This is a genomic window from Thalassobaculum litoreum DSM 18839 (assembly GCF_900102465.1).
In the GTDB taxonomy this organism is placed as follows: domain Bacteria; phylum Pseudomonadota; class Alphaproteobacteria; order Thalassobaculales; family Thalassobaculaceae; genus Thalassobaculum; species Thalassobaculum litoreum.
The window spans coordinates 298,360-323,725 of the sequence record NZ_FNBW01000001.1; the positions used below are offsets into that span (position 1 = coordinate 298,360).

General features: G+C 66.9%; 26 protein-coding genes and 1 tRNA gene. 19 read left to right on the forward strand and 8 right to left on the reverse strand.

The features are described 5' to 3' along the window. Positions 1-14 precede the first annotated feature (14 nt). Positions 15-494: a flagellar basal body-associated FliL family protein gene (locus BLS34_RS01355; RefSeq protein WP_028794879.1), complete on the forward strand. Its 480-nt coding sequence runs from the start codon at positions 15-17 to the stop codon at positions 492-494. Here BLS34_RS01355 and BLS34_RS01360 read toward each other — a convergent pair. Further along, complete coding sequence (locus tag BLS34_RS01360; RefSeq protein WP_175474058.1) at positions 451-1,146, reverse strand: PAS domain-containing protein; 696 nt, start codon at positions 1,144-1,146, stop codon at positions 451-453. The two genes, BLS34_RS01355 and BLS34_RS01360, sit on opposite strands and share 44 nt — an antisense overlap. Before the next feature lie 201 nt (positions 1,147-1,347). Here BLS34_RS01360 and BLS34_RS01365 point away from each other — a divergent pair, with 201 nt between their 5' ends. Both BLS34_RS01365 and BLS34_RS01370 read left to right on the forward strand, forming a co-directional pair. Continuing rightward, on the forward strand, positions 1,348-2,535 hold the full coding sequence (locus tag BLS34_RS01365) for an MFS transporter (RefSeq protein ID WP_093147593.1): 1,188 nt from the start codon (positions 1,348-1,350) through the stop codon (positions 2,533-2,535). A gap of 211 nt (positions 2,536-2,746) precedes the next feature. Then, a complete protein-coding gene (locus BLS34_RS01370) occupies positions 2,747-4,840 on the forward strand; it encodes a sodium-translocating pyrophosphatase (RefSeq protein ID WP_028794876.1) in 2,094 nt (697 codons plus the stop codon). 71 nt (positions 4,841-4,911) lie between these two features. Here the strand turns inward: BLS34_RS01370 and BLS34_RS01375 are convergent, their stop codons facing one another. Next, positions 4,912-5,367 carry an outer membrane protein assembly factor BamE gene (locus tag BLS34_RS01375; RefSeq protein ID WP_038014219.1) on the reverse strand — a complete coding sequence of 152 codons (456 nt, stop codon included), beginning with the start codon at positions 5,365-5,367 and terminating at the stop codon, positions 4,912-4,914. A 158-nt stretch (positions 5,368-5,525) separates the two neighbouring features. Here BLS34_RS01375 and BLS34_RS01380 point away from each other — a divergent pair, with 158 nt between their 5' ends. The 9 genes from BLS34_RS01380 (at position 5,526) to BLS34_RS01420 (ending at position 12,159) form a co-directional block, all read left to right on the forward strand. Next, positions 5,526-6,008, forward strand: coding sequence for a ubiquinol-cytochrome C chaperone family protein (locus BLS34_RS01380; protein ID WP_245701883.1), 483 nt, complete (start codon positions 5,526-5,528; stop codon positions 6,006-6,008). Continuing rightward, entirely contained in the window at positions 6,005-6,586 is a 582-nt protein-coding gene (locus BLS34_RS01385) for a YceD family protein (RefSeq protein ID WP_051244816.1), read from the forward strand. Before BLS34_RS01380 ends, BLS34_RS01385 begins: the two co-directional genes overlap by 4 nt. A 186-nt stretch (positions 6,587-6,772) precedes the next feature. After that, positions 6,773-7,834, forward strand: a complete 1,062-nt coding sequence (plsX, locus tag BLS34_RS01390) for a phosphate acyltransferase PlsX (protein WP_028794873.1) — start codon at positions 6,773-6,775, stop codon at positions 7,832-7,834. Further along, positions 7,831-8,865 carry a beta-ketoacyl-ACP synthase III gene (locus BLS34_RS01395; protein ID WP_028794872.1) on the forward strand — a complete coding sequence of 345 codons (1,035 nt, stop codon included), beginning with the start codon at positions 7,831-7,833 and terminating at the stop codon, positions 8,863-8,865. Before plsX ends, BLS34_RS01395 begins: the two co-directional genes overlap by 4 nt. 66 nt (positions 8,866-8,931) lie before the next feature. Beyond that, positions 8,932-9,234 (forward strand): integration host factor subunit alpha, encoded by a 303-nt coding sequence (locus BLS34_RS01400; protein WP_028794871.1) that lies wholly within the window; start codon positions 8,932-8,934, stop codon positions 9,232-9,234. A 20-nt stretch (positions 9,235-9,254) separates the two neighbouring features. Then, on the forward strand, positions 9,255-9,767 hold the full coding sequence (locus BLS34_RS01405) for a MerR family transcriptional regulator (RefSeq protein WP_028794870.1): 513 nt from the start codon (positions 9,255-9,257) through the stop codon (positions 9,765-9,767). Positions 9,768-9,912: 145 nt separating this feature from the next. Beyond that, positions 9,913-9,989, forward strand: a tRNA-Pro gene (locus BLS34_RS01410). Between the two features lie 81 nt (positions 9,990-10,070). Further along, positions 10,071-10,838: an aldolase gene (locus tag BLS34_RS01415; protein WP_028794869.1), complete on the forward strand. Its 768-nt coding sequence runs from the start codon at positions 10,071-10,073 to the stop codon at positions 10,836-10,838. Positions 10,839-10,980: 142 nt separating this feature from the next. Then, on the forward strand, positions 10,981-12,159 hold the full coding sequence (locus BLS34_RS01420; RefSeq protein WP_093147598.1) for a hypothetical protein: 1,179 nt from the start codon (positions 10,981-10,983) through the stop codon (positions 12,157-12,159). Between the two features lie 82 nt (positions 12,160-12,241). Here the strand turns inward: BLS34_RS01420 and BLS34_RS01425 are convergent, their stop codons facing one another. Together BLS34_RS01425 and BLS34_RS26720 are read right to left on the reverse strand one after the other, a co-directional pair. Further along, positions 12,242-12,739 (reverse strand): hypothetical protein, encoded by a 498-nt coding sequence (locus tag BLS34_RS01425; protein ID WP_028794868.1) that lies wholly within the window; start codon positions 12,737-12,739, stop codon positions 12,242-12,244. Positions 12,740-12,812: 73 nt separating this feature from the next. Beyond that, positions 12,813-13,124: a hypothetical protein gene (locus tag BLS34_RS26720; RefSeq protein WP_425441414.1), complete on the reverse strand. Its 312-nt coding sequence runs from the start codon at positions 13,122-13,124 to the stop codon at positions 12,813-12,815. A gap of 104 nt (positions 13,125-13,228) precedes the next feature. Between BLS34_RS26720 and BLS34_RS01435 the strand changes: the two genes are divergently transcribed. Then, complete coding sequence (locus BLS34_RS01435; protein ID WP_093147601.1) at positions 13,229-14,461, forward strand: MFS transporter; 1,233 nt, start codon at positions 13,229-13,231, stop codon at positions 14,459-14,461. Positions 14,462-14,554: 93 nt separating this feature from the next. Here BLS34_RS01435 and trpE read toward each other — a convergent pair whose 3' ends face one another. Beyond that, on the reverse strand, positions 14,555-16,060 hold the full coding sequence (trpE, locus tag BLS34_RS01440; RefSeq protein WP_093147602.1) for an anthranilate synthase component I: 1,506 nt from the start codon (positions 16,058-16,060) through the stop codon (positions 14,555-14,557). Next, a complete protein-coding gene (locus BLS34_RS01445) occupies positions 16,057-17,949 on the reverse strand; it encodes a peptidyl-prolyl cis-trans isomerase (protein ID WP_093147603.1) in 1,893 nt (630 codons plus the stop codon). Before BLS34_RS01445 ends, trpE begins: the two co-directional genes overlap by 4 nt. A gap of 192 nt (positions 17,950-18,141) precedes the next feature. Between BLS34_RS01445 and tpiA the strand changes: the two genes are divergently transcribed. The 6 genes from tpiA to BLS34_RS01475 all read left to right on the forward strand — a co-directional run bounded on the left by tpiA (position 18,142) and on the right by BLS34_RS01475 (position 24,187). After that, complete coding sequence (tpiA, locus tag BLS34_RS01450; protein ID WP_281241196.1) at positions 18,142-18,909, forward strand: triose-phosphate isomerase; 768 nt, start codon at positions 18,142-18,144, stop codon at positions 18,907-18,909. Between the two features lie 98 nt (positions 18,910-19,007). After that, a complete protein-coding gene (gene secG / locus BLS34_RS01455; protein ID WP_028794863.1) occupies positions 19,008-19,331 on the forward strand; it encodes a preprotein translocase subunit SecG in 324 nt (107 codons plus the stop codon). A gap of 112 nt (positions 19,332-19,443) precedes the next feature. Next, positions 19,444-21,078, forward strand: a complete 1,635-nt coding sequence (locus BLS34_RS01460; RefSeq protein WP_028794862.1) for a CTP synthase — start codon at positions 19,444-19,446, stop codon at positions 21,076-21,078. A 20-nt stretch (positions 21,079-21,098) separates the two neighbouring features. Further along, positions 21,099-21,944 carry a 3-deoxy-8-phosphooctulonate synthase gene (gene kdsA, locus BLS34_RS01465; RefSeq protein ID WP_093147606.1) on the forward strand — a complete coding sequence of 282 codons (846 nt, stop codon included), beginning with the start codon at positions 21,099-21,101 and terminating at the stop codon, positions 21,942-21,944. A gap of 42 nt (positions 21,945-21,986) precedes the next feature. Continuing rightward, complete coding sequence (locus BLS34_RS01470; RefSeq protein ID WP_093147608.1) at positions 21,987-23,387, forward strand: tetratricopeptide repeat protein; 1,401 nt, start codon at positions 21,987-21,989, stop codon at positions 23,385-23,387. Positions 23,388-23,458: 71 nt separating this feature from the next. Then, the gene (locus tag BLS34_RS01475; protein WP_093147610.1) at positions 23,459-24,187 is read left to right on the forward strand and encodes a class I SAM-dependent methyltransferase; all 729 of its coding nucleotides are present in this window, start codon (positions 23,459-23,461) and stop codon (positions 24,185-24,187) included. Between the two features lie 111 nt (positions 24,188-24,298). Here the strand turns inward: BLS34_RS01475 and BLS34_RS01480 are convergent, their stop codons facing one another. Together BLS34_RS01480 and BLS34_RS01485 are read right to left on the reverse strand one after the other, a co-directional pair. Further along, entirely contained in the window at positions 24,299-24,787 is a 489-nt protein-coding gene (locus tag BLS34_RS01480; protein WP_051244815.1) for a cupin domain-containing protein, read from the reverse strand. Positions 24,788-24,922: 135 nt separating this feature from the next. Next, a complete protein-coding gene (locus BLS34_RS01485) occupies positions 24,923-25,348 on the reverse strand; it encodes a hypothetical protein (protein WP_028794857.1) in 426 nt (141 codons plus the stop codon). Between the last annotated feature and the right edge of the window lie 18 nt (positions 25,349-25,366).

Genomic DNA, 25,366 nt, shown 5'->3' on the forward strand with positions numbered 1-25,366 from the left:
CGGAGCGCTGAACGATGAAGATCGTGATCATCCTCGTCGTCCTGCTGGCGCTGGTCGGCGGCGGACTGTTCGGCGTGGCGTCCTTCGCTCCCGACCTGCTGCCGCCTCAGGTACAGACGCTGATGGGCATCGAGGTGGCGGAGTCGACCGAGCCCGAGGAGCCGGTCAAGCCGGAGAACACCACCCTGATCGACGTCGATCCGCTGACCATCCCGCTCTTCGAGGGAGGCGACGTCACCAGCTTCCTAGTGATGGACATCCTGCTGGAGGTCGAGTTCGGGGAGAAGCAGAACTACGTCAACCAGCAGATGCCGAGGATCATCGATACGATCCTCACCTATGTCCACGCGCTGGCGTCCCTGGACATCGAGCCCGGGATCTCCGACCGACAGTTCCTGAAGGAACGACTGCTGGCGAAACTGGATGAGACAATAGGTAAAGGTTATATTGTCAACATACTGTTTCAGAACCTTTTTGAGAGACCCCTTGGGTGATCTCCCTGTGCCCCAGCAGGCGCACATGCTCCTTGAAGGGCAGGTCCTCCACCGGCAGGTCCCGCAGCGGAATATGGGTCTCGGTCACCGTGCCGTCGGACAGCCCGATCTGGGTGAAGTGGAAGCCGTTCTCGACCGGCGCCGGGGCCGCATCGTCGGTTCGCAGGCGACTGGTCGTGCTCAGCGACAGGACCCCCAGGAGCTGGAGCGTCTCGTTGCGGCGAACCGGCAGCAGCAGGCGCTCGAACTCCGCCGCGCTGTGGCCGCTATGGATGACGTGGCCTTTGAAGATGCACGCCTTTAGCGCGAAGACCTCCCGGAAATACGGCGCCACCAGGCTGTAGATCCCGGGCGGCACCACCTCGCTCAGCAGCTTGCCGGTGTGGCTGGAGCCGAACAGTTCGTTCACCGACTCGCCCGACACCCGATAGCGCAGGGCGTCGCCCTCGCGTTCAAGGATGTAGATGTGCGGCAGCATCGGCGCCGCGTCCAGCGGATCGAATCCTGGCAGACCGCCCGGCGGCGCCTTCAGCAGAGAGGCGGCCCAGAGCTCGGCGATCGCGAACGTCGGCTGATAGCGCAGGCGTTGGCGGCAGAGCGCGAGAAGCGCATCTGCGAACCGGGACGCATCGGGCGGGGAAGGATGCTGCATGTCGGTACCTGGAGCGTCTGGTAGCAATGTTTTCGTTAACAGACCAATGGTTAACAACCTGCGAAGACCGGGCGGCACCGGCCGCTGTCGCCGGAGTTCGGGACTGGACGCCATGCGCTGCGGGGAGTACGGGTCTGGTCCCGCCCTTTCCCGGTTTCCGCCCGCAATCCGCGGAACCCCGCTCTCCCAGGAGCCTCCCGAATGTCCCTCCGCGATCCCTCGGTGAAGAACGTGACGCTGCTGGCGATCTGCCAGGCGCTGTCGATGTCCGGGATGATCATGAACATGACGGTGACGGCGCTCGCCGGGGAGACCCTGGCGCCGGATCCCGCCTATGCCACGCTGCCGCTGGCCTTCCAGTTCACCGCGACGATGCTGACCACCATGCCGGCGGCCCTCTACATGCGCCATGTCGGACGGCGCCTCGGCTTCGTCACCGGCGTGCTGATCGGCGTGACCGGCGCGTTCGTCGGCGTCTCGGCGATCTTCTCCGGCAATTTCGTGCTGTTCTGCCTGGCGTCCATGATGATCGGGTCGTTCCAGGGCTTCGCCGTGCTCTACCGCTACGCCGCCGCCGACACCGCGTCGGACAGCTTCCGGCCGCGGGCGATCTCGCTGGTGCTGGCCGGCGGTGTGGTCGCAGCCCTGCTCGGCCCGGAACTGGCCAAGGCGTCCTACGACTGGTTCGCGCCGATCATGTTCGCCGGCAGTTTCGTGGCGATCGCCGCGGTTCAGGCCCTGAGCCTGGTGTTCCTGGCCTTCGTGCAGATCCCGCGCCCCAGCGCGGCGAGCCGGGCGGAGAAGGGGCGCCCGCTGCTGGAGATCGCGCGCCAGCCGACCTTCCTGGTCGCGGTCATGGGGGCGATGGTCGGCTACGGCAGCATGACCTTCGTGATGACCGCGACCCCGCTGGCCATGGAGGATTGCGGATTCGCGTTCCATGACTCCGCCTTCGTGATCCAGTGGCACGCGGTCGGCATGTTCGCGCCGTCCTTCTTCACCGGCTCGCTGATCAACCGGTTCGGGGTAATCCGGATCATGCTGACGGGGGTGCTCGCCTACCTGCTCTGCATCGCCATCAACTTCTCGGGCATCGAACTCCTGCAGTTCTTCTCCGCCCTGGTCCTGCTCGGCATCGGCTGGAACTTCCTGTTCATCGGCGGCACCACGCTGCTCACCGAGTCGTACCGTCCGGCGGAGCGCGCCAAGGTTCAGGGCTTCGGCGATTTCCTGGTGTTCTCCGCCTCGACCGTGGCGGCGTTCTCGTCGGGCTACATCAATCACAACTTCGGCTGGCAGGCGGTGAATCTCGGCATCCTGCCGCTCGCCGTGGCCGTCGGCGTCGCCCTCATCTGGTATGGAAGCCGCCGCCGCGCCGCGGCCGCCTGAAGCCTGCTTCCTGAACCCCCGGGCCTCAAACCCCTAGAAAAACCGGGGATAGTTGAATGGACAGCATTATTTGCTATTGTCCCTTGGCTTTTGAACCGGGGGCAAAGGCACGCGAATTCTACCCTCCGGCTGTTGTCATTAGAGATCTCGCCAAGCCGTCGCAAAAGATCGGCACCGGGGTCTCCTTAGAGGGATGGAAGGGCTTCCAAAGATGGATGAAAAGCTTCTGTTCGTAGTCCTGTGCGGCGTTGCCGCCTTGATCTACGGCTGGTGGGCGAGCAGGTCGATCCTGTCTGCAAGTGCCGGATCCGAGCGCATGCAGGAAATCGCCGCTGCTATTCAGGAGGGGGCGAGCGCCTACCTGAACCGTCAGTACACCACGATCGCCATCGTCGGCGCGGTGGTGACGGTCATTCTGCTCGTGACCCTGGGCCTGACCGTGGCGCTGGGCTTCGTCATCGGCGCGGTTCTGTCGGGCGTGGCCGGCTATGTCGGCATGAACGTCTCGGTGCGCGCCAATGTCCGCACCACCCAGGCGGCGACCAAGTCGATGGTCGCGGCTCTGGACGTGGCCTTCAAGTCGGGCGCGGTCACCGGCATGCTGGTGGTCGGTCTCGGCCTGCTGGGCGTGGCGGTCTACTACCTGGTGCTGCAGTCGATCTATGACGCCGGCGATCCCGTCGGCCTGCGTCATATCCTGGAGGCCCTGGTGGCGCTGAGCTTCGGCGCCTCGCTGATCTCGATTTTCGCCCGTCTCGGCGGCGGCATCTTCACCAAGGGCGCCGATGTGGGTGCCGACCTCGTCGGTAAGGTCGAGGCCGGCATTCCGGAGGACGACCCCCGCAACCCGGCGGTGATCGCCGACAACGTGGGCGACAATGTCGGCGACTGCGCCGGCATGGCCGCCGACCTGTTCGAGACCTACGCGGTGACCGTCGTCGCCACTATGCTGCTGGCGGCGATCTTCTTCACCGGCGCCGATATCATGACGATGATGGCCTACCCGCTGCTGATCTGTGCGGTCTGCATCCTGTCGTCGGTTATCGGCACGTTCTTCGTGAAGCTCGGTTCCAGCCAGAAGATCATGGCGGCGCTGTACAAGGGCTTCATCGTTTCGGCGGTGCTGTCGGCGGTGCTGATCGCCGGCGTGACCTTCTACCTGTTCGGCACCACCGACGAGATCGCCATGGGCGATACCACGGTGAACGGCCGCTTCCTTTTCTACTGCGCCCTGACGGGCCTGGTGGTGACCGGGCTGCTGATCTGGGTGACCGAGTACTACACGTCGACCGAATACCGGCCGGTGCGCTCGATCGCCAAGTCGTCGGAGACGGGTCACGGCACCAACGTGATCCAGGGCCTCGCGGTCTCCATGGAGGCCTGCGCGCTTCCGGCGATCATCATCGCCGGCGGCATCATCGTCTCCTACCTGTGTGCCGGCGTGTTCGGCATCGGCGTGGCGGCGACCACGATGCTGGCCCTGGCCGGCATGGTCGTGGCGCTCGACGCCTACGGACCGGTGACGGACAACGCCGGCGGCATCGCCGAGATGGCGGAGCTTCCGGAGGAAGTGCGCACCATCACCGACGCCCTGGACGCTGTCGGCAACACCACCAAGGCGGTGACCAAGGGCTATGCCATCGGCTCGGCCGGTCTGGCGGCCCTGGTGCTGTTCGCAGCCTATACCGAGGACCTGAAATACTACTTCCCGGACCTGACGGTTGAGTTCCGCCTGCAGGATCCGTTCGTCGTGGTCGGTCTGTTCATCGGCGGTATGCTGCCCTACCTGTTCGGCGCGCTCGGCATGCAGTCGGTCGGCCGCGCGGGCGGTGCGGTCGTCGAGGAGGTCCGCCGTCAGTTCCGCGAGAAGCCCGGCATCATGCAGGGCACGGAAAAGCCGGAATACGGGACCTGCGTCGACATGCTGACCAAGGCGGCGATCAAGGAGATGATCGTGCCCTCGATGCTGCCGGTGCTGGCTCCCCCGGTCATGTACTTCATCGTGCTGTGGATCGCCGGCCAGTCGGCGGCCTTCACCGCGCTGGGCGCGATGCTGCTGGGCACCATCGTGACCGGCATCTTCGTGGCGATCTCCATGACCGCCGGCGGCGGCGCCTGGGACAATGCCAAGAAGTACATCGAGGACGGCAACCACGGCGGCAAGGGCTCCGAGGCGCACAAGGCCGCGGTGACCGGCGACACGGTCGGCGATCCCTACAAGGACACCGCCGGCCCGGCCGTGAACCCGATGATCAAGATCATCAACATCGTGGCGATCCTGCTGCTGGCAGCCCTGGCGGCCTGATCGACCCGACACACAAACGGCAAAGGCCCCGGAAACTCTCCGGGGCCTTTGTGATTCCGATGGCGGAAGACCTACTCGGTCGGGGTGAAGCGCCCCACGTTGCCGATGAGCTGCTTGAGCAGGGTGATGCGCTGGCCGGCGGTCGGCGTCTCGCGGTCGACGATGGCGATCTTCTTGCCGTCCTCCAGATCCAGCGTGCCGATCGACTTCACCGCCCCGGTCGGCTCGAAATCGACGTAGACGACTCGGCGCTCGATCGTCTCCGGGCGATAGAACGCCTGGCGTTCGGTGCGCTGGCCGATGTAGTACCATGTCGGCTCGCCGAAATTGGCCTGGCTGGAGGGCGAGCCGAGCAGCGCCAGAACCTCGGATTGCGGCGTGCGTCCGGGTTCGATCTTGGCGAGGGCGTCCACATCCACCATGTTGCCGTGGGTCGCGACCTGCGCGCTGCAGGCGGCGACCGTGACGGCCAGGGCCACGCCGGCCAGGGCGGAGCGGAAACGTGAGGGCGTGACGGGCGGGCGCATCGCGGATCCTGGTATCTGAGTATCCCGCATGGTGCGGGGCGACGGTATGGTCGCTGTCGGAGTAACGGAGAACAAAGATTTTCGCACGGTTTTTCAAGAGGGACGAGACCCGCCAATCGGTCGAACGGCTGTATGACGCCGTCGTCGACCAGGCGCGTGTGCCCGCTTTCTATGCCGAATTCGGTGTCGCCGACCATCTGGAGGGCCGTTTCGATCTGCTCGTGCTGCATCTGCACCTCGTGCTTCGCCGGCTGTCCGCCGCCGACCGTCCGGCCGCCCGCAAGATGGCCCAGGCGCTGTTCGACACGTTCTTCCACGACATGGACCGGACCCTGCGCGCCATCGGCGTGGGCGACATGAGCGTGGGCAAGAAGGTGAAGGACATGGTGCGGGCCTATTACGGCCGCTGCGCTGCCTATGAGGAGGCGCTGGCGGGCGACGGCGATCTGACCGCCGCGATCGCCCGAAATGTCTATCAGAGGGCCGAGCAGGGGGCCGAGGACGCGCCTCAGGCCTCGGCCCTGGCCGCCTATGTCGGCCGGGCTCGGGAAGGGATCGACGCCATGCCGATCGAGGAACTGATGCGGGGCGTCGTGCGATTCCCCGCGGTGACGGCGTCCGCGCCGGAGGAAATCCGATGACCGAGCAGACGCCGCCGGAGACGCCGACCCAGAGTCCGCTGATGGAGCCGATTCCGGTAACCCGCATCGGCCAGGCGGCCAAGACCATCACCCTGGAGGCCGGCCCCGAGGCCCGGGCCGCGCTGGCCCGGCGCTTCGGGCTGATCGAGCTGACGGCGTTCACCGCCAGGGCGACCCTGCGCCGGCGCACGGACACCGGCTGGATCGAGCTCAAGGGCGCGCTGAAGGCCGGCGTCGTCCAGGAATGCGTGGTCACGCTGGAGCCGGTCGCCGCCGAGGTCGAGGGCGAGATCGACGAGCTGTTCGACGACAGCCGCGAGATCGACGGATACGAGGTCGAACTGGACCCGGTGGCGGAAGATCCCGAGCCGCTTGAGGGCGACGTGCTCGATGTGGGGGAGGTGATCGCCCAGGTTCTGTCCCTGTCCATCGATCCCTATCCGCGTGCGCCGGGCGTCCCGCCTGTCGACCGGACGGATGGCGGTGCCGGAGACGACGCCGAGGCCGAGGCGGAAGGCGCTGCTTCGCCCTTCGCCGCGCTGGCCATGCTGAAAGACAGCAATGTCAAGAAACGGTAACGTGGTTGTCCGGCGGACCGGATGTGGCGTACAAGACGCGCCCGGCTCGCAGGAGCCGGTTGGGCCGGAAGCGATTTTCCGGGAGCGGTCGACGCGCGCTGGCGGGAACGCTAGAGTCCGCATGATCGATTCAACCGGTCTGTGGGGACTGGGGACCGTTGGAGAGGCGACGATGAGGGTCGACGAGTGTCGGACGGTCTGACGATCGCATTGGACGCTATGGGTGGGGATAAGGCACCGGATATGGTCGTCCAGGGCGCCGATATCGCACTGGAGCGCTATCCCGAGCTCAAGATCATCCTGGTGGGCGATGAAGCGCGAATCCGACCGCTGGTCGAGAAGACCAAGCGGCTGAAGGCGCAGTCCCCGGAGATCGTCCATACGGAGAAGGCGATCGCCGACGAGGACAAGCCGTCGGTGGCCCTGCGCCAGGGCAAGGGCTCCAGCATGCGCCTGGCCATCGATCTGGTCGGCCAGGGCAGGGCGGACGGCGTGGTCTCCGCCGGCAACACGGGCGCGCTGATGGCGATCGCCAAGCTGGTGCTGCGCCCCATGCCGGGGATCGACCGCCCGGCCATCGCCGGCTTCTTCCCGACCCGCCGCGGCGAGAGCGCCATGCTGGATCTGGGCGCCAACATCACCTGCGACGCCACCAACCTGGTGCAGTTCGCGATCATGGGACAGATCTTCGTACGCACCGTGCTCGGACTGGAGCGCCCGGTGGTCGGCATTCTCAATGTCGGCATCGAGGAGCAGAAGGGCAACGACTCGGTCCGCGAGGCGGCGACGATCCTGCGCGGCATGACCGACATGCCCTTCGAGTTCCACGGGTTCGTGGAGGGCGACGACATCCCGGCCGGGACGGTCGACGTGGTTGTCACCGACGGGTTCTCGGGCAATATCGCGTTGAAGACGGCGGAGGGCACTTCGCGCCTGATCGGCCAGTTCCTGCGCGACGCCTTCCGCAATTCGCTGATGTCCAAGCTCGGCTACCTGCTGGCCCGCGGCGCCGTCGGCCAGCTGCGCCAGCGCATGGACCCGCGGCGCTACAACGGGGCCATGTTCCTCGGCCTCAACGGCATCGCGGTGAAGAGCCACGGCGGCACCGACGCGCTCGGCTTCGCCAACGCGATCGGGGTCGCGGCCGATATGAAGCGTTATGGATTCATCGAGAAAGTCCGCGAAGAACTGACCAACGGCCGCCTCGACCGGCCGGACGAGCAACCAACAGCGGTGGCAACGGCATGATGAAACGGTCCCTGATGATCGCGACCGGGTCCTACCTCCCCGAACGGGTGGTCAGCAATGAGGAGCTGTCCACCTGGGTCGATACCTCGGACGACTGGATCCGCCAGCGCACCGGCATCCGGCAACGCCACCTTGCTGGCGAGGGCGAGTTGACCAGCGACCTCGCGATCAAGGCGGCGCGCAACGCGCTCGACATGGCCGGTCTCGAGGGCGAGGACATCGACCTGATCATCGTCGCCACCACCACCCCGGACGACACCTTCCCGGCGACCGCGACCAAGGTCCAGAAGGCGCTGGGGGCGCTCAACGGCGCGGCCTTCGACGTGCAGGCGGTCTGCGCCGGCTTCGTCTATGCCCTGGCGGTGGCCGACAACTTCCTGAAGGCCGGCCAGGCCCGCACCGCGCTGGTGATCGGGGCGGAGACCTTCTCCCGTCTGCTGGACTGGGAGGACCGCACCACCTGCGTGCTGTTCGGCGACGGGGCGGGGGCGGTGCTGCTGCGCGCGACCGAGGCGGCCGGCGACGGCTGGGGCGTGCTCTCCACCCACCTGCATTCCGACGGCCGCGAGCGCGACATCCTGTATGTCGATGGCGGCCCGTCGGCGACCAAGACCGTCGGCCATGTGCGCATGAACGGCAAGGAAGTGTTCCGCCACGCCGTCTCCAAGCTGTCCAGCGTGATCGACGAATCGCTGGATGCCAACGGTCTGTCGGCGTCGGACGTCGACTGGCTGATCCCGCACCAGGCCAACCGGCGGATCATCGACGCCATGGCCAACCGCATGAAAATGCCGGCGGAGAAGGTGGTGGTTTCCATCGAGCGCCACGCCAATACCTCGGCCGCCTCGGTGCCCCTGGCGCTGGACGAGGCGGTGCGCGACGGCCGGGTCCGGCCGGGCGATCTGCTGCTGCTGGAAGCGATCGGCGGCGGGCTCGCCTGGGGTGCCGGGCTTGTCCGCTTTGGCATTCCGGCGCGCATGGAGCGGGCCGGGACCGAGACGGCACGCGAGGAAGTCGCGCCAATCGCCTGAAATCACCGAATTAATTGACGGTTCGATTCGTACGGGGTACCTTTCTGTTCCACAACGGGGGTGCGCATGACCGGCGAAACGATCACCCGCGCTCATTTGAGCGAGGCCGTCTACCAGGAAGTCGGCCTGTCCCGAAACGAATCGGCGGACCTCGTCGAGTCGGTTCTTGATGAAATGATTGAGGCGCTGGTTCGCGGGGAGATGGTGAAGATCTCGTCGTTCGGCAGCTTCTCGGTCCGCCAGAAGGGCGAGCGGATCGGGCGTAATCCCAAGACGGGCGAGGAGGTTCCGATCCTGCCGCGCCGCGTTCTGGTGTTCCGTCCGTCCCACGTCCTGAAGAACCGGATCAACCGAGAGTCGGAGGACTGACCCCGGAGGGGTAGGGCGCAATGGCCGACACGCAAGCAACCTCGTCCGCGCCGCGCCGCAACGGCAAGTCGGCGGCGGCATTTCGCACGATCAGCGAAGTCGCCGACGATCTGGATGTCCCGCCGCATGTCCTGCGGTTCTGGGAAACCAAGTTCAACCAGGTCCGGCCGCTGAAACGCGGCGGCGGGCGGCGCTATTACCGCCCCGAGGATATCGCGCTGCTGCGCCGTATCCGCGAGCTGCTGTACCGCGAAGGCTATACGATCAAGGGCGTGCAGAAGCTGCTGCGCGAGGGCGCGGTGCGGATGCCGACCGCCGGCGAGACCGCCCGGGCGGTGCAGTCCGGCGATGCGGAGGGCGCGCCGGCGCCGAGCAATGGAAACGGCAACGGCAATGGCAACGGCGGCTCCCACGAGCCGATGGCGTCGGGCGAGGAGCCCGGGGCGCCGGCGAGCGTCGACCGCGCGGCCGTCAAGGCCGTGCTGGACGAGCTGACCGCCCTGAAGAAGCTGCTCGCCGCGGCGCGGACCTGACGCCGGCATTCCGGCCCGAGTCCGGGCACACTCTCCGCCAGAATCTCTGCCGAGATCCCAGCCGAAATCCTTGGTGAAAAAGACCTGACATTCGGGGTCGCTTCGTGTTGTGGCCCCCTGGCGGATCGCCTATAGTCCGCCGCGTCGGAGCGTAGCGCAGCCTGGTAGCGCACCACACTGGGGGTGTGGGGGTCGTGGGTTCGAATCCCGCCGCTCCGACCATCTTGATCTCTCGACGCCCCCGTCCTCCCCCGATACTCTTGGCCGATCCCGAATACGTGCCGATTGTCGTTGGAGAGACCCATGTCGCTTGCCGCCGTTCCCGAGTCCGAGGGCCTCGACGCCCGCACCAAGACCCGCATCGAACTGGCGGCAGCCTTGCGCTGGGCCGTGCGGATGGGCATGCACGAGGGGATCTGCAACCACTTCTCCGCGGTCGTGCCCGGCGAGGACGACCGCTTCCTGATCAATCCCCACGGCTATCACTGGTCGGAGGTGCGGGCGAGCGACCTTGTCGAGGTCGATTCCGACGGCAACGCCGTCGACGGCAAGGAGCCGCCGGAGCCGACCGCCTTCTTCATCCACTATCACATCCACCGCCTGGTGCCGGACGCCAAGGTGGTGCTGCACACCCACATGCCCTATGCCACGGCGATCACCATGCTGGAGGCGGGCCGGCTGGAGCCGGTGCTGCAGACCTCGCTGAAATTCTACGACCAGATCGCCTATGACGACCTGTACAACGGGCTCGCTCTGGACGATTCCGAGGGCGAGCGCATCGCCGCCGCGCTTCAGGGCGGCAAGCGGGTCGCCTTCCTCGCCAATCACGGCGTGGTCGTGACCGGCCGCAACATCGCCGAGGCGTTCGACGATCTGTATTACCTGGAGCGCGCGGCCCAGGCCCAGGTCATCGCCATGTCGACCAACGCGCCGCTGCGCCGGGTGCCGCAGGACGTGGCCCGCATGACCGCCGACCAGATGGCCTCCAACTCCGAGCGGGCCCAGGCCCACCGGCATTTCGCCGCCCTGATGCGTCTGCTCGACCGGGACGAGCCGGACTACAAGGACTGACCGGTCCGCCATTTGTTCATGGCAAACTGCCGAATATTTGCGCTGCAGCTAAAATTATTGCCTAAGCTACAATTATAGATCGAGTTCCCGCACCGTTCATGGTGTTTGCAATCGGCACGCGGATTCAGCCAGGAGGTCTTCGATGGACACTGCCAGCTATCGGCTAGCCGAGCGTTCCGGAGCGCGCGACATCAATTCGGTCCGCCAGTCGATGATGCACCACCCGGTGGCGTTCGCCGAGTATGGCTTTCCCGTGAGGGTCGAGTGCCACGAAGACCTGCGGGCATATCTCGATGTCATGCACGAAAGTCGCTTCGATGCGATGATGACCGAGATGGACGGACTGCATGACGATGAACTGGACGAGCTCGTGGACGGGCTCGTCCGGTACTGTCAGTTCTGCCTGGCGACCTTCGGGACGCGGGAGATCGTTCTACCGCTTTCCGGCATGATGATGCAGTACGCTGCGGCCAAGAAGCTGAAGGGAATCCCCGAACGCGCGAGGGTGCTGGAGATTGGCTCCGGATCGGGTCTGATCTCGTTCTTTGTCAGCCAGGACAAGGCCATTGAGCAGTACCATCAGATCGAGTGCGCTGAAGCCTTCTATCTCCTGCAGACCCATATCAACCGGTATGTGTATGGCCATGGCTTTCTGGATCATGCTCACGCGTCGGTCGGCGCTCCGAAGACCGCCGGGATCGGACTGGAAGAGCTGAGCGCCATCCGGCCCGATATTCTTGGGTCGGGCGTCTACGAGAAAGAGATCCGCATCGAATATACCGCGCGGCCCCGGGTGGAGCAGTTCCCCTGGTGGCGCTTGGAACGGGTGCTCGAGAACCAGTACGACGTGGTCATGTCCAACGCCAATCTCACCGAGTTCTCACCCGAGGCAATGCGGTACTACTCGGCGCTCATTGCAAAGGTTCTCAAGCCGACGGGAGTTTTCTTCGCGCAATGTACCGGCGGAGGATCCAATCCGATCCAGACCGCGCTCAAGGACCTGATGGCGGCGCGCATCGTTCCGTTCATGTTCGGGGGATATATCGATCAGCCCGCGTCTCCGACTCGCGCCGCCAGCCGCAAGTCCCTGGCGGTTCAGAATGTGATGATGATGCCGATCGCCAATCCTCTGTTGGCAACCGTTGCGCCTCACAATGGCGGCCTGCCCTTGGTTCACACCCAGGATGCGATGACCCGTGCCGTGTTCGGACTGGACCGGCCTGCCGGCGTTAAACGGACGCGTGAAGAGGTCACCGAGCGTGTCAAAGAGCGCCTGCATGCGCGGGCCGGGCGTCCGGCTGCGTCGCTAGCGGCGGAGTGAGACGATAGGTTCCCAGGCGATGGTATAGACCTGCTGTTTAACGTGAGACTCTTCGTTCAGTAATTTGAAAATATGAACTAAATTACGGCCATGGCTGCTCGTTCGCCTGCATGCCGACCCGCTTGAAATAGGAGTCGAAGCTGGTCTCTGGACCGACGAGGCGGTGGATCAGCCGGGCGATGTCCAGACGGCGTTGCGGCACCTTGAAGACCGGCCCGGTCTCGTTGACCGGCTGGGGCAGGATGCAGCGCCAGCCGTCTACCGCCACCAGCATGTCGCGATAGACCATGGCGCCGTTGAACAGGAAGTCGATCAGCACGCCCTGAGCCCGCTTATTGGGCAGCTTCTCGATCCATTCTTCCTTGTAGTTCTTTTCGCCGACCATGCCCCAGGCCATGCCGAAACGCACGTCGCGCAGGAAGGTGAGGGTGGTTGTGTGTTCCTGCAGTTCGAAATCGACGGTTCCGCCGCCGGCTGCCCGGATCGGTACCACGCGGAACATGAAGGTCGGCAGCACCGTGGCGCGCCAGTCCTCCGGCTTGCTGGTGGCGACCACCGTCAGATAGTCGTCGAGTGTCATGCATGTCCCCGAAAAAGCTGCTGGATCATGGCCGCCCGCCGCGACCCTGTCCAGCCGCGCCCGGCGTGGCTGGTCAGCCGCCGCCGACCACCTTGCGGCCGTCGGCCGTCAGTTTGCAGACCAGCCAGTCGGGTTTCAGGGGATTCTCGAACCACGGCTCGGCCCAGCCCTTGTCCATGCAGGCCCGCACCATCCGCGTGCTGACCCGCTGGCCGTTGTGGTCGAACAGGGGCAACTTGCCGCCCGGCTGATCCAGACCGCGGGTCAGCCAGGCCCGCTGCTCGGCGGTCGGCCCGGCCCTGGACGCCGACTTCCCCGCCGACTTCCCTGCAGATTTCTCTGCCGTCTTGCCGGCGGTCTTGCCCGCTGATTTACCCGTCCCCACCATGGATCCGACTGTAGAAAGCCGATCGGCCCGCGGCAAGCGTGCGGCGACGGCTTGTCGCCCGTTTGCGTTGCGTGGGATAACGGGGCAAAGAGGAAACGCTCATGTCCCCGCCTGTTTCGCCGCTTCCCGTCTCGGCCATGCCGGTCTCGTCCCGCCTGGCGCTCGGCTTCTCCTGCGTCGGTCACACGTTCTCGCACCTGCTGATGCTGCTCTATCCGACCGTGGTCCTGTCGCTGGAGGGCGCCTGGGACATGCGGTTCGGCGAGCTGATCGCCCTGATGCTGGTGGGGCAGATCCTGTTCGGCGCCGCCGCGGTTCCCGCCGGCTGGCTGGCCGACCGGTGGAGCGCGCCGGGCATGATGGCGCTGTTCTTCCTGGGCACCGGCGGCATGTGCGTCGCCACCGGCTTCGCCGACGGGCCGTTCGCCATGGCGGTCGGGCTGGGCGGCATCGGGCTGTTCGCGTCGATCTACCACCCGGTCGGCATCGCCTGGGTGACCCGCGACCCGGCCACCCGCGGCCGCGCGCTCGGCATCAACGGCGTGTTCGGCTCGCTCGGTACCGCCGGCGGCGCCGTTGTCGCCGGCACGCTCGCTGCCACCCTGGGCTGGCAATGGGCGTTCTTCGTGCCGGGGGCGGTCTGCGTGCTGGTCGGCGTCGGGCTCGTCGTTTCCATCATGCTGGGGCTGGTGGAGGACAACCGGGCGGTCCATCACGCGGCGGCCACCGAGGCCAGCCGCGGCGACATGCTGCGCGGCGCGATGGTGCTGATGGTGACCATCGCGCTCTCCGGCCTGATCTATCAGTCGACCTCCTTCGCCATGCCCAAGCTGTTCGACCAGCGCCTTGTCGGCATGGTGAGCACCACGGCGGGCGTCGGCCTGCTGGTGTCGCTGATCTACGGCGTGTCGGCCCTGGCCCAGGTGCTGGGCGGCTGGATGGCCGACCGGTTCGACCTGAAGCGGGTCTACATCACCTGCTGGGCGCTGCAGATCCCGTTCCTGGCCGTGGCCGCGACCCTGGCCGGCCCCTTGCTGCTGCCGGTGGCGGCGATGATGGTGCTGACCAACACCGCCTTCGTGCCGGCCGAGAACAGTTTGTTCGCCCGCTACTCGCCGCCGGCCTGGCGGGGCACGGCCTTCGGGGTGAAATTCCTGGTGTCGCTGGGCGTGTCGGCGATCAGCGTGCCGCTGGTGGGCCAGCTCTACGATCTCGCCGGCGATTTCGAGCCGCTGCTGGTGCTGCTGGCGCTGTTCGCGGCGGGCGGGGCGATCGCCGGGCTGCTGCTGCCGGCGGGGCGCCGGACCGAGCCGGTGGCGCAGCCGGCGGAATAGGGCGGCCGCAGCCTAAAACTACTCGTCATCCCGGTGGGTCCCGGACTTGATCCGGGAGCCGGCCGGGATGACGGCTCTTATTGGGCTGGGTGCTCAGCTCCGACGCGCCGCGAAGCGGACCGCTTCCTGCGCCGCGCGAATCAGGGCGCGGGCCTTGTTCTGGGTTTCCTGCCATTCGGCTTCCGGGTCGCTGTCGGCGACCACGCCGCCGCCGGCCTGGACGTACATGGTGCCGTCCTTCACCAGCGCCGTGCGCAGGGCGATGCAGGTGTCCATCGCATTGGCCGACAGATACCCGACAGCACCCGCATAGACGCCGCGGCGCGACACCTCCAGCTCGTCGATGATCTCCATCGCCCGCACCTTCGGCGCGCCGGACACCGTGCCCGCCGGGAAGCCGGCGAACAGCGCCTCCAGCACGTCCTTGTCCTCGGCAAGTTCCCCGTCGACATGGCTGGCGATGTGCATGACGTGGCTGTAGCGCTCGATGGTGAACTGGTCCTTCACCTCCACCGTGCCGATCTTGGCGACCCGGCCGACGTCGTTGCGGCCCAGATCCAGCAGCATCAGGTGCTCGGCCCGTTCCTTGGGATCGGCCAGCAGTTCCGCCGCCAGGGCATTGTCCTCCTCCGGCGTCTCGCCGCGCTTGCGGGTACCGGCCAGCGGGCGGATCGTCACCACCCCGTCGCGCAGCCGCACCAGGATCTCCGGGCTGGAGCCGACGATCGAATAGGCGCCGAAATCGAAGAAGAACAGGAACGGCGACGGGTTCAGCCGGCGCAGCGAGCGGTACAGCGCGAAGGGCGGCAGGGTGAACGGCACCGACATGCGGTGCGACGGCACCACCTGGAAGGCATCGCCCGCGTTGATGTATTCGACGGTCTTGCGGACCATCTCGTGATAGCGCTTGCGCCCGGTATTGGAGACCGGCTCCGGCAGGGCGTCGACCGCCCCCGGTCGCTCGCGGCGGTAGGGCAGGGAGCGCTCGAAATCCGACACCACGTCGGCCAGTCGCTCCGCCGCCGCCGCATAGGCCGCCCGCGCGCCCATCTCGGCGTCCGGATAGACCGGGGTGATGATGGTGACCATGTCGTCGATGTTGTCGAAGACGCAGACGATGGTCGGCCGCAGCATGATGCCGTCCTGGATGCCGAGGGTGTCCGGATTGTCGTCCGGGATATCCTCGAACAGGCGGATGGCGTCGTAGCCCATATAGCCGAACAGCCCCGCCGCCATCGGCGGCACCTCGGCCGGCAGGTCGATTCGGCTCTCGGCGATCAGCGCCCGCAGGGAGGCCAGCGGCGGCTCCGACAGCGGCTCGAACGCATCGGTGTCGATCCGCGCCTGGCGGTTGATCTCGGCCTTGTCCTTGTAGAACCGCCAGATCAGGTCGGGCTTCAGGCCGATGATCGAGTAGCGACCGCGCACGGCCCCGCCCTCGACGGATTCCAGCAGGAAGGCGTTGGCCCGGCCGTCCGCCAGCTTCATCATCGCCGAGACCGGCGTCTCCAGATCGGCGACCAGGGTGGTCCAGACCACCTGCGCCCGCCCCGCGTCATACGCCTCGCGGAACGCATCGAAATCCGGACTCGTGGTCATTGCAGGCCTTCGCTCACGGTGAACAGCTGGCGTACCGCGCCGGGATTGACGGTGACCTCGTGGCGGGTCTCCAGGTCGGCGAGCAGCAGCTCGATCAGGTCGTTGGAGACGGCACCGGCGAGTTCGCGGCGGACCTGATCCTGGGGGGCGGCCATGTCGCCACCGCCCTCGATCACGTCCACCAGGGAGATCACGGCGGCACCCTGGTCGCTGCTGACGGCGCTGGCGCCGCCGGCCTTCTGCTCGAAAAGGGCCCCGGCGACCGCCGGCGGCCAGCCGGACGGCAGGGCCTGGCCCCGGCGCGTGATGGCCGGCAGGCGCTCGACCTCCAGCCCGTGCTCGGCCGCGGCCTCCGACAGCGGCGTGCCGTCGGAAACGGCGGAGACGATGGCGTCGGCGATGTCCTCGGCCTGCTCCAGGCGCTGTTCGGTCGTCCAGTCGGCGATCACCCGCGGGCGGATCTGGCCCAGCTCGGGGATGCGCGGCGGCTCCACGCCGTCGACGCGCAGGATGAAATAGGTGCCGGCCCGGGTCTCGGTCAGCACGCTCTGCCTCCCGGTTTCGGTCTCGAAGGCCGTCTTCAGGAAAGGCTCGCCGGGCAGGGTGGCGACGATGCCGCCGGCCGGCTGGCTGCCGTCACGGGCGACGAACGGGATCTGGTTCAGCGGGATGTTGAGCGACTGCGCCGCCTCTTCCAGGGTGGAGCCGCCGGCGAGCGCGTCCTCGAGCGCGTTGGAGCGCTCGAACACCTCGTCATAGGCGCGTTCCAGGGCGATCTCGCGCCGCAGCTCGTCGCGCACGTCCGCGAAGGTGGCGGGCGCGCTGACCTCCGCCCCGCGGATGCGGAACAGGTGCCAGCCGAACGGGCTCTCGACCGGTTCGGTGACCGTGCCGGGCTCGGTGACGGCGAAGACCGCGTCGGCGGTCCCCTCGGGCAGGTCGCCGCGGCTTACCTCGCCGAAATCGAGCTCGGCGGCGGTCATGCCGGTGATCTCCTCGGCGACGGCGGCGAAGTCCTCGCCGGCCTGGATCCGCTCAAAGGCGGTCCGCGCCTCCGCCTCGTCCGGGAACAGGGCCTGGTCGACCGTCCGCGAGCCCCGGGTGTTGAAGCTTTCGCGGCGCTCCTCGAACAGGGTGCGCAGCTCGTCCTCGGGGATCTCCATGCTCTCGGCCAGGGACTGCGGCGAGACGGCGATCCAGCTGATGCCGCGATACTCGGGCGTCTCGTAGTCCTGCTTGTTCTCTTCGTAATAGGCGCTCAGCGTCGCTTCGTCCGGGGCGTCCGGCGCCGGCAGGGTGGCGGCGTCGATCCGCACCGCGGCGGCGATCCGGCGCTCCTCGCGGTAGTCGTGCAGCGTCTTCACGATGCTGTCGGGCACGGTCTTCGCGCTGCCGGTGGCCACCGCGCCGAGGAGCTGGTTGCGGGCCAGGTCGCGGCGGGCGCGGGAGACGAACTCCGACTCGGTCCAGCCGTTGGAGGCCAGGAAGGTCTGGTAGGCCGTGCGGTCGAACTGGCCGAGGCTGTCGCGGAACTGCTGGTGGATCAGCTGGACGATCTGGTCGTCACTGGCCGACAGGCCGAGCCGGTTGGTGGCCACCACCATCAGGCTCTGCACGGTCAGGTTCTGCAGGGTCTGGTCCAACAGGCCGATCTGGATCGCCTGATCCACGGTGACGGGAATGCCCAGCCGCCGCCGCGACCGGTCGAACTCCTCCGCCGCCTCGACCGCGGTGACGCGCACGTCGCCATCCACCTCCACCGCGGCCCGGCCGGCCGGGCTGCCGAAGATCGTGTCGCCGATCCCCCAGATCGCGAAGCTGGCGATCAGAAGAACGAACAGGATCTTCACGAAGATGGAGGTGACCTTGGAGCGGATAAACTGGAGCATGATCTGGCGGCCTGATGCAGCGGGTCGCGGATGGTCGTTCGGATCAGGGTTGTAGGCTCCGTCCGCCTTGAAACGCAAGGCTTCGGGCAGGAACGGGGGAGGGAACGGGCATGAACAGGGCGGCAGAGGGGGCTGGTGGGTGGCGGCGGCACTTGCCCCGTGCTAGAGCGTCCCCACGTTTCAGGACATCGAGTGACGACCAAGGAGGGTTTCGCCGTGGCTCCACGCGCGCTGATCGCCGGCAATTGGAAGATGAACATGGACCGCGTCTCCAGCGAGGTGCTGGCGTCGGCTCTGGCCCAGAATGTCGGCTCCGTTGCGGTCGATCTCGCGGTCTGCCCGCCATCGGTCTATCTTTCCCCGGTCAGCGTGGTGCTGGGCTCCAGCGGCGTCGCCCTGGGCGGCCAGGACTGCCACACCGCGCAGAACGGCGCCCATACCGGCGACGTCTCGCCGGAGATGCTGGCCGATCTCGGCTGTACGTATGTCATCGTCGGCCATTCCGAGCGCCGCGCCGATCACGGCGAGGATGACGCCGCCGTCCGCGCCAAGGCCGAGGCCGCGCGCCGGGCGGGGCTGATCCCGATCGTCTGCGTCGGCGAGACCGAGGCCGAACGCGACGCCGGCAAGGCGCTGGACGTGGTCGAGAGCCAGGTCCGCGGCTCCGTGCCCGAGGGGCTGACCGGCGCGACCCTGGTCGTGGCCTACGAGCCGGTCTGGGCGATCGGCACCGGCCGCACGCCGACCGCCGATGACGTCGCCGCCGTCCATGCGCATATTCGCAAGGTGCTGGGCGATCTCTGCGGCGACGCGGCCAATGTGCGCCTGCTCTATGGCGGGTCGGTGAAGCCGGGCAACGCCAAGGAGCTGATGTCGGTGGCGAACGTGAACGGCGCCCTGGTCGGCGGCGCGTCGCTCAAGGCGGAGGACTTCCTCGGCATCGCCAAGGCCACGCCGTAACCGCGCCGCGGGTGCCTTGACGGGCAGGCCGCACGACAGACTGGCCAAGCGGCGTCGGAAACGCTACAACCCGCGCCGACCGAAGACCGGGGTTCGACATGTCACTGATCATTCTCACCGTACATCTCATGATCGCGCTGGCGCTGATCGTCACCGTGCTGCTTCAGCGCAGCGAGGGCGGCGGCCTGGGCATCGGCGGCGGCGGTGGCGGCGGTGGCGGCCTCGGGTCCTTCATGTCGGCGCGCGGCACCGCGAACCTGCTGACCCGGATCACGGCGATTCTCGCCGCCTGCTTCATGGCGACCAGCCTGACGCTTGCGATTCTCGCGTCCCAGAACAAGTCCTCGTCCATCGTCGATCAGGCTCCGGCCGTCGAACTGCCTGCCGAGCCGTCGGCTCCGGCTGCACCTCTCTCGCAGTAAATCATTGATTCGGCGGGAAATTCCCGCCCGTTCTCGACCGGCATCGCATTCGTGGCGCCGGATGGTCACAACGCGTGCTTGGATCGCACCCGATGATGTATAAGGAACGCCCATGACGCGGTTTATCTTCATTACCGGCGGCGTGGTCTCCTCTTTGGGAAAAGGTCTCGCCTCTGCCGCCCTGGGCGCGCTGCTGCAAGCGCGCGGCTATAAAGTCCGGCTGCGCAAGCTGGACCCCTATCTGAACGTGGATCCGGGCACCATGAGCCCGTATCAGCACGGCGAGGTCTACGTCACCGATGATGGGGCGGAGACCGATCTCGATCTCGGCCATTACGAGCGCTTCACCGGCGTGTCCGCCCGAAAGAGCGACAACGTGACCACCGGCCAGATCTATATGGACGTGATCACCCGGGAGCGGCGCGGCGACTATCTCGGCGCGACGATCCAGGTCATCCCGCACGTCACCGACGCCATCAAGGAATTCGCCAAGGGCGACATCACGGACGAGGACTTCGTCCTGTGCGAGATCGGCGGTACGGTCGGCGATATCGAGGGCCTGCCGTTTCTGGAGGCGATTCGCCAGCTCGGCAACGAACTCGGCCACGAGCGCTCGCTGTTCCTGCATCTGACCCTGGTGCCCTTCATCCCCTCGGCCGGCGAGCTGAAGACCAAGCCGACCCAGCACTCGGTGAAGGAACTGCAGAGCGTGGGTATCCAGCCGGACATCCTGCTATGCCGCTGCGACCGCGAGATCCCGAGCGACCAGCGCCGCAAGATCGGCCAGTTCTGCAACATCCGTCCCGAAGCGGTGATCCCGGCGCTCGACGCCTCGTCGATCTACGAGGTGCCGCTGCGCTACCACGAGGACGGGCTGGACACCGAGGTGCTGCGCCATTTCGGCCTGCTGCTGGACGAGAGCGAGCCGAATCTGGAGCGCTGGACCGGCATCATGGACCGGGTCGCCAACCCGGAAGGCCACGTGAAGATCGCCGTCGTCGGCAAGTACACCAGCCTGCTCGACAGCTACAAGTCGCTGGCCGAGGCCCTGACCCACGGCGGCATCGCCAACAACGTCAAGGTCGAGCTGGAGTGGATCGACAGCGAGATCTTCGAGACCGAGAGCGAGGCCGTCATCCGGCTGGAGGACGTCCACGGTATCCTGGTGCCCGGCGGCTTCGGCGAGCGCGGCTCGGAAGGCAAGATCGCGGCGGTCACCTTCGCGCGCGAACGCAAGATCCCGTATTTCGGCATCTGCTTCGGCATGCAGATGGCGTGCATTGAGGCGGCACGGTCCGGCGGCGGGATTCCGGGCGCCGGCTCCACCGAATTCGGTCCCTGCGATGAGCCGGTCGTCGGCCTGCTCACCGAATGGACCCGGGGCAACGTCACGGAAACCCGCGATTCGGACAGCGACTACGGCGGCACCATGCGGCTCGGCGCCTATGAGTGCCGGCTGGAGGAGGGCAGCCGGGTGCATGAGATCTACGGCGACAGCCTGATCCACGAGCGCCACCGGCACCGCTACGAGGTGAACATCAACTACAAGGGCGCGCTGGAGCAGGCGGGGCTGCGCTTCGCCGGCATGTCGCCGGACGGGGTACTGCCGGAAATCATCGAGCTGCCGAGCCATCCGTGGTTCGTGGGCGTCCAGTTCCACCCGGAATTGAAGTCCAAGCCGTTCGACCCACATCCGCTGTTCACCAGCTTCATCGCCGCGGCGGTGGAGCAGTCGCGTCTGGTCTGATCCAGCAAAGGGCTGATCCCATGGTTGCCTCCCGCACCGTTCGCATCGGCGACCTCGCCGTCGCCAACGACCGTCCGTTCACGCTGATCGCCGGTCCGTGCCAGATCGAAAGCCGGGAGCATGCGCTGGAGATCGCCGGGGAACTGGTGAAGGTCTGCGGCGAGGTGGGCGTGCCGCTGATCTTCAAGTCGTCCTACGACAAGGCGAACCGCACGAGCCTGAACGCCGGGCGCGGCGTGGGCATCGACCAGGGTCTGCAGATCCTGGCCGAGGTGCGCGAGACATTCGGCTGCCCGGTGCTGACCGACGTGCACGAGCCGCCGCAATGCGCCATCGCCGCCGAGTATGTGGACGTGCTCCAGATCCCGGCCTTCCTGTGCCGGCAGACCGACCTGGTGGTCGCCGCCGGCGAGACCGGCAAAGCGGTGAACATCAAGAAGGGGCAGTTCCTCGCCCCCTGGGACGTGGCCAACATCGCCGCCAAGGTGGTCGCGACCGGCAACCAGCAGATCCTGCTGACCGACCGGGGCACCAGCTTCGGCTACAACACCCTGGTCTCCGACATGCGCGGCCTGCCGGAAATGGCCCGCGACGGCTATCCGGTGGTGATCGACGCCACCCACTCGGTGCAGCAGCCGGGCGGCAAGGGCGGCTCGTCGGGCGGCCAGCGCGAGTTCGTGCCGGTGATCGCCCGCGCAGCCCTGGCGGTCGGTGTGGCCGCCGTCTTCATGGAATGCCACCCGGAGCCGGACAGCGCTCCGTCGGACGGCCCGAACATGGTGCCGCTCGATCAGGTCGGCGGCCTGTTGGCGACCTTCAAAGCCTTCGATAGCATTGCCAAAGCGAACCCGATCACGCTCGACTGAGGGAATCCGATCACGCCCGACAGCGGGCGGGCAAGGAGCTTCATGGCACTCCAGGAAGGCCGCTACGGCCTGACCTACACCACCGCGCGGCCGGAGGCCGTCGAGGCCTTCGACGGCATGGTCACCTCCTATCTCGGCTTCGGCCGGGATATCGGCGACCGGCTCAAGCAGGTCTTCGCCGCCGATCCGGACATGCCGCTGGCCCATGTGGCCAAGGGCTATCTGTTCAAGCTGTTCGGCAGCGGGGCGATGGCCGAGCGCGCCAAGAAGGTGCTGGCCGAGGCCAAGACCCGGGCCGAGACCCACGGCGTGACCGAGCGCGAGGCGCTGCATCTGGCCGCCCTGGAGGCCTGGTGTGCCGAGGATGTCGACCGCACCACCGCCTGCTGGGAGCGGGCGGTGCTGGAGTATCCCAAGGACGCGCTCGCCCTGCGGCTGGCCCATTTCAACCATTTCTACGCCGGCGAGGGCCGGATGATGCGCGACAGCACCGCCCGGGTGCTGCCGGACTGGAGCAAGGACGACCCGGATTACGGCTTCCTGCTCGGCATGCACGCCTTCGGGCTGGAGGAGGCGGGCGACTACGCCGCCGCCGAGCCGTTCGGCCGAGAGGCCGTCGAGCGCAACCCGGCCGATGCCTGGGCCGTGCACGCGGTCGCCCATATCATGGAGATGCAGGGCCGCCACCGCGAGGGCGTGGACTGGGTCGCCGGGCTCGAGCGGGACTGGTCCGCGACCAACAACTTCCGCTTCCACCTGTACTGGCACCAGGCGCTGTTCCATCTGGAGCGGGGCGAGATCGACGCGGTTCTGGCGCTGTACGACCGGCAGATCGCCTCCGACCTGGACGCCGACATGTATCTCGACGTCTGCAACGGCGCGTCGCTGCTGTGGCGGCTGGAGATGTACGGGGTCGATGTCGGCGACCGCTGGAAGGAGCTGGCCCGGGTCTCCCTGCGCCACGCCGAGGATCACGAGCTGATCTTCGTGTCGCTGCACTACCTGATGGCGCTGATCAAGGGCGGGGAGGCGCAGGCCGCGGCCACCCTGGCGAGCCATCTGGAGAGCTACGCCAACGCCGCGACCACCCAGGGCCGGGTCGCCGCCCGGGTCGGCACAGCGACGGCCGAGGCGATGGCCGCACTCGCCAGGGGCGACGCGGCGACGGTGGTGGAAGCGCTCTACCCGGTGCGCTACGACCTGTACTGCATGGGCGGCAGCCATGCCCAGCGCGACGTGTTCGAGGAGATGCTGGTCACCGCGGCGGTGGAGGCCGATCCGATGCTGGCCCGCGCGCTGCTGGCCGAACGCACGGCGGCGAAGCCGAATTCGGCCTGGAGCTGGGGCAAGTACGCCGCCGCGCTGAAGGCGACCGGGCGGGATCAGGCGGCCGACCTGGCCCAGGCCCGGGCGGCGGGGCTGCTGTCGGCCGCCGCGGGTTAGGGCGTGGTCTCATAAACGCCCGACCACAGCCTCATCGCGGCGCGCCTAACTGCATTGAGGAGATCGATCTCGTGAGCCGCGATGGATATTTCGACGAAAGAATCGCGGAAACGTACGATCAGAATCACGGCGGCAATGACCCTGCCTTAATCCGGCAGACCGTTGATTGTCTGATCGACTTGTCCGATGGCGGGGAGATCCTTGAATTCGCCGTCGGAACGGGCCGAATAGCCATACCGCTTGCCGAGCGAAGCGCGCTCGTGAAGGGTATCGAGCTTTCCAGCGCCATGGTCGAAAAGTTGCGCGCAAAGGAAACCTCGGCACCTATCGAGGTCGTGATCGGCGACATGACGTCGGTACGCGTTGCCGGGAACTTTTCGCTCGTCTTTCTTGTTTTCAATACCATCGATAATCTGACGACACAGCAGGCGCAGGTTGCCTGTTTCAAGAACGCTGCCTTGCATCTGGCATCTGGAGGGCGGTTTCTTGTCGAGACGCAGGTACCGCCCATCCAAAAGATGGGGTTTGGCGAAACGATGCTGGCATTCGCGAGCGACCTCCGACACTTCGGCGTCGATGTGTTTGACCTTGCTACGCAGACCTACAGGTCGAACCACGTTTGGATGGACGATGACCGCCACACGCACGTTTCGATCCCATTCCGCTATGCGTGGCCATCTGAACTCGATCTGATGGCAGAGATTGCCGGTATGAAGCTGGAGTTCCGATGGTCCGATTGGGATCGCTCGCCCTTCGACCATCTGAGCGGCAAACACGTATCCGTGTGGCGAAAGCTCTGACGCCGCGAACGGCAGCGCCGTCCCGCATCCCCGACGTATGCAGTCGATTGATCAACCGCCGCAGACGTACGGAAAACGATCATCGCCCCCGATCGTTTCTGAGTACCCGCCCTAGGCCTTCTGGATCACCGAGCCGTCGCTGCGGCGCACGAAGTATTCCGCGCCGTCGATCCAGCGGACGGCCATGTCGATGTCGGAGTAATCGACCTCGTCGCCCTCGGCGCGGTCGCCGATCTCCAGATAGGTGGCCTCGGCATCCGAACGGTTCTGCAGCGCGTGACCGTCGCCCGTGCCTTTGGGGAAGGCGGCACAGTCGCCGGGGCCGAGCGCTCTCTCGCCCGCGTCGGTCTGCAGCACCAGCTCGCCGGTCAGCACCATGACGAACTCGTCCTGCCGTGTGTGCCAGTGACGCAGTGACGACTGGCAGCCTGCGGGCAGGGTGACGTGGTTCACGCCGAAATTGGTGATGCCGCCGTGATTGCCCAGCTTGCGCTTGATGCGGCCGGAAGAGGGCTCGGCGTAGGGCTCCGGATAGCCGTTGCCGGTCTCGCTTGGAACCGACAGGGCCGGGTAGGAGGGCGTGGTGGGGCTATCGGCCATCGGTCATCCCTCTCGCAACCAGCGTTCCGGGCAGTCTACAGGCACCGGCCGAAATGAAAACGGCGGCCCGAAGGCCGCGCGGAAATGAAAACGGCGGCCCGAAGGCCGCCGCGGTGCCTGCGTTCAGGGAGGCGGTCAGACGAGGAAGGAAACGCCCCGTCCGTCGCCGGAGCCGGTACCGCTCTGCTCGCTCGCGCCGGGCACCAGCGAGTTCGTGCTGTTGGCGGCACTGGCCTCTTCCTGGCGCTCCTCGTCCTGGCTGGCGGCCTGAGCCGACTGGGTGTCCTGCTCCTGGGTCGCCTGGATGAGCGCGCTCAGCGACTGGTTGTCGAGGGAGGTTCCCGGAACGCTCGTTCCCTGGCCCTGGCCCTGACCCGGTGGCGGGCTGCTCTCGGTGCCGAAGCGGTCCTGCCGCGCCTCGGTCTCGGACGTGTCGTTGGCGCCGAAACGCGCCTCGCGTGCTTCCTGCGTACGGGTTTCGTCCGTCCGGTCCGGCTGCTGGAAATTCCGTAGGGCGGTAAGCTGTGAACCGCCCTGTGTGTCGACGCCGGCGATTGCCATGTCGCGCTCCTTAATTCG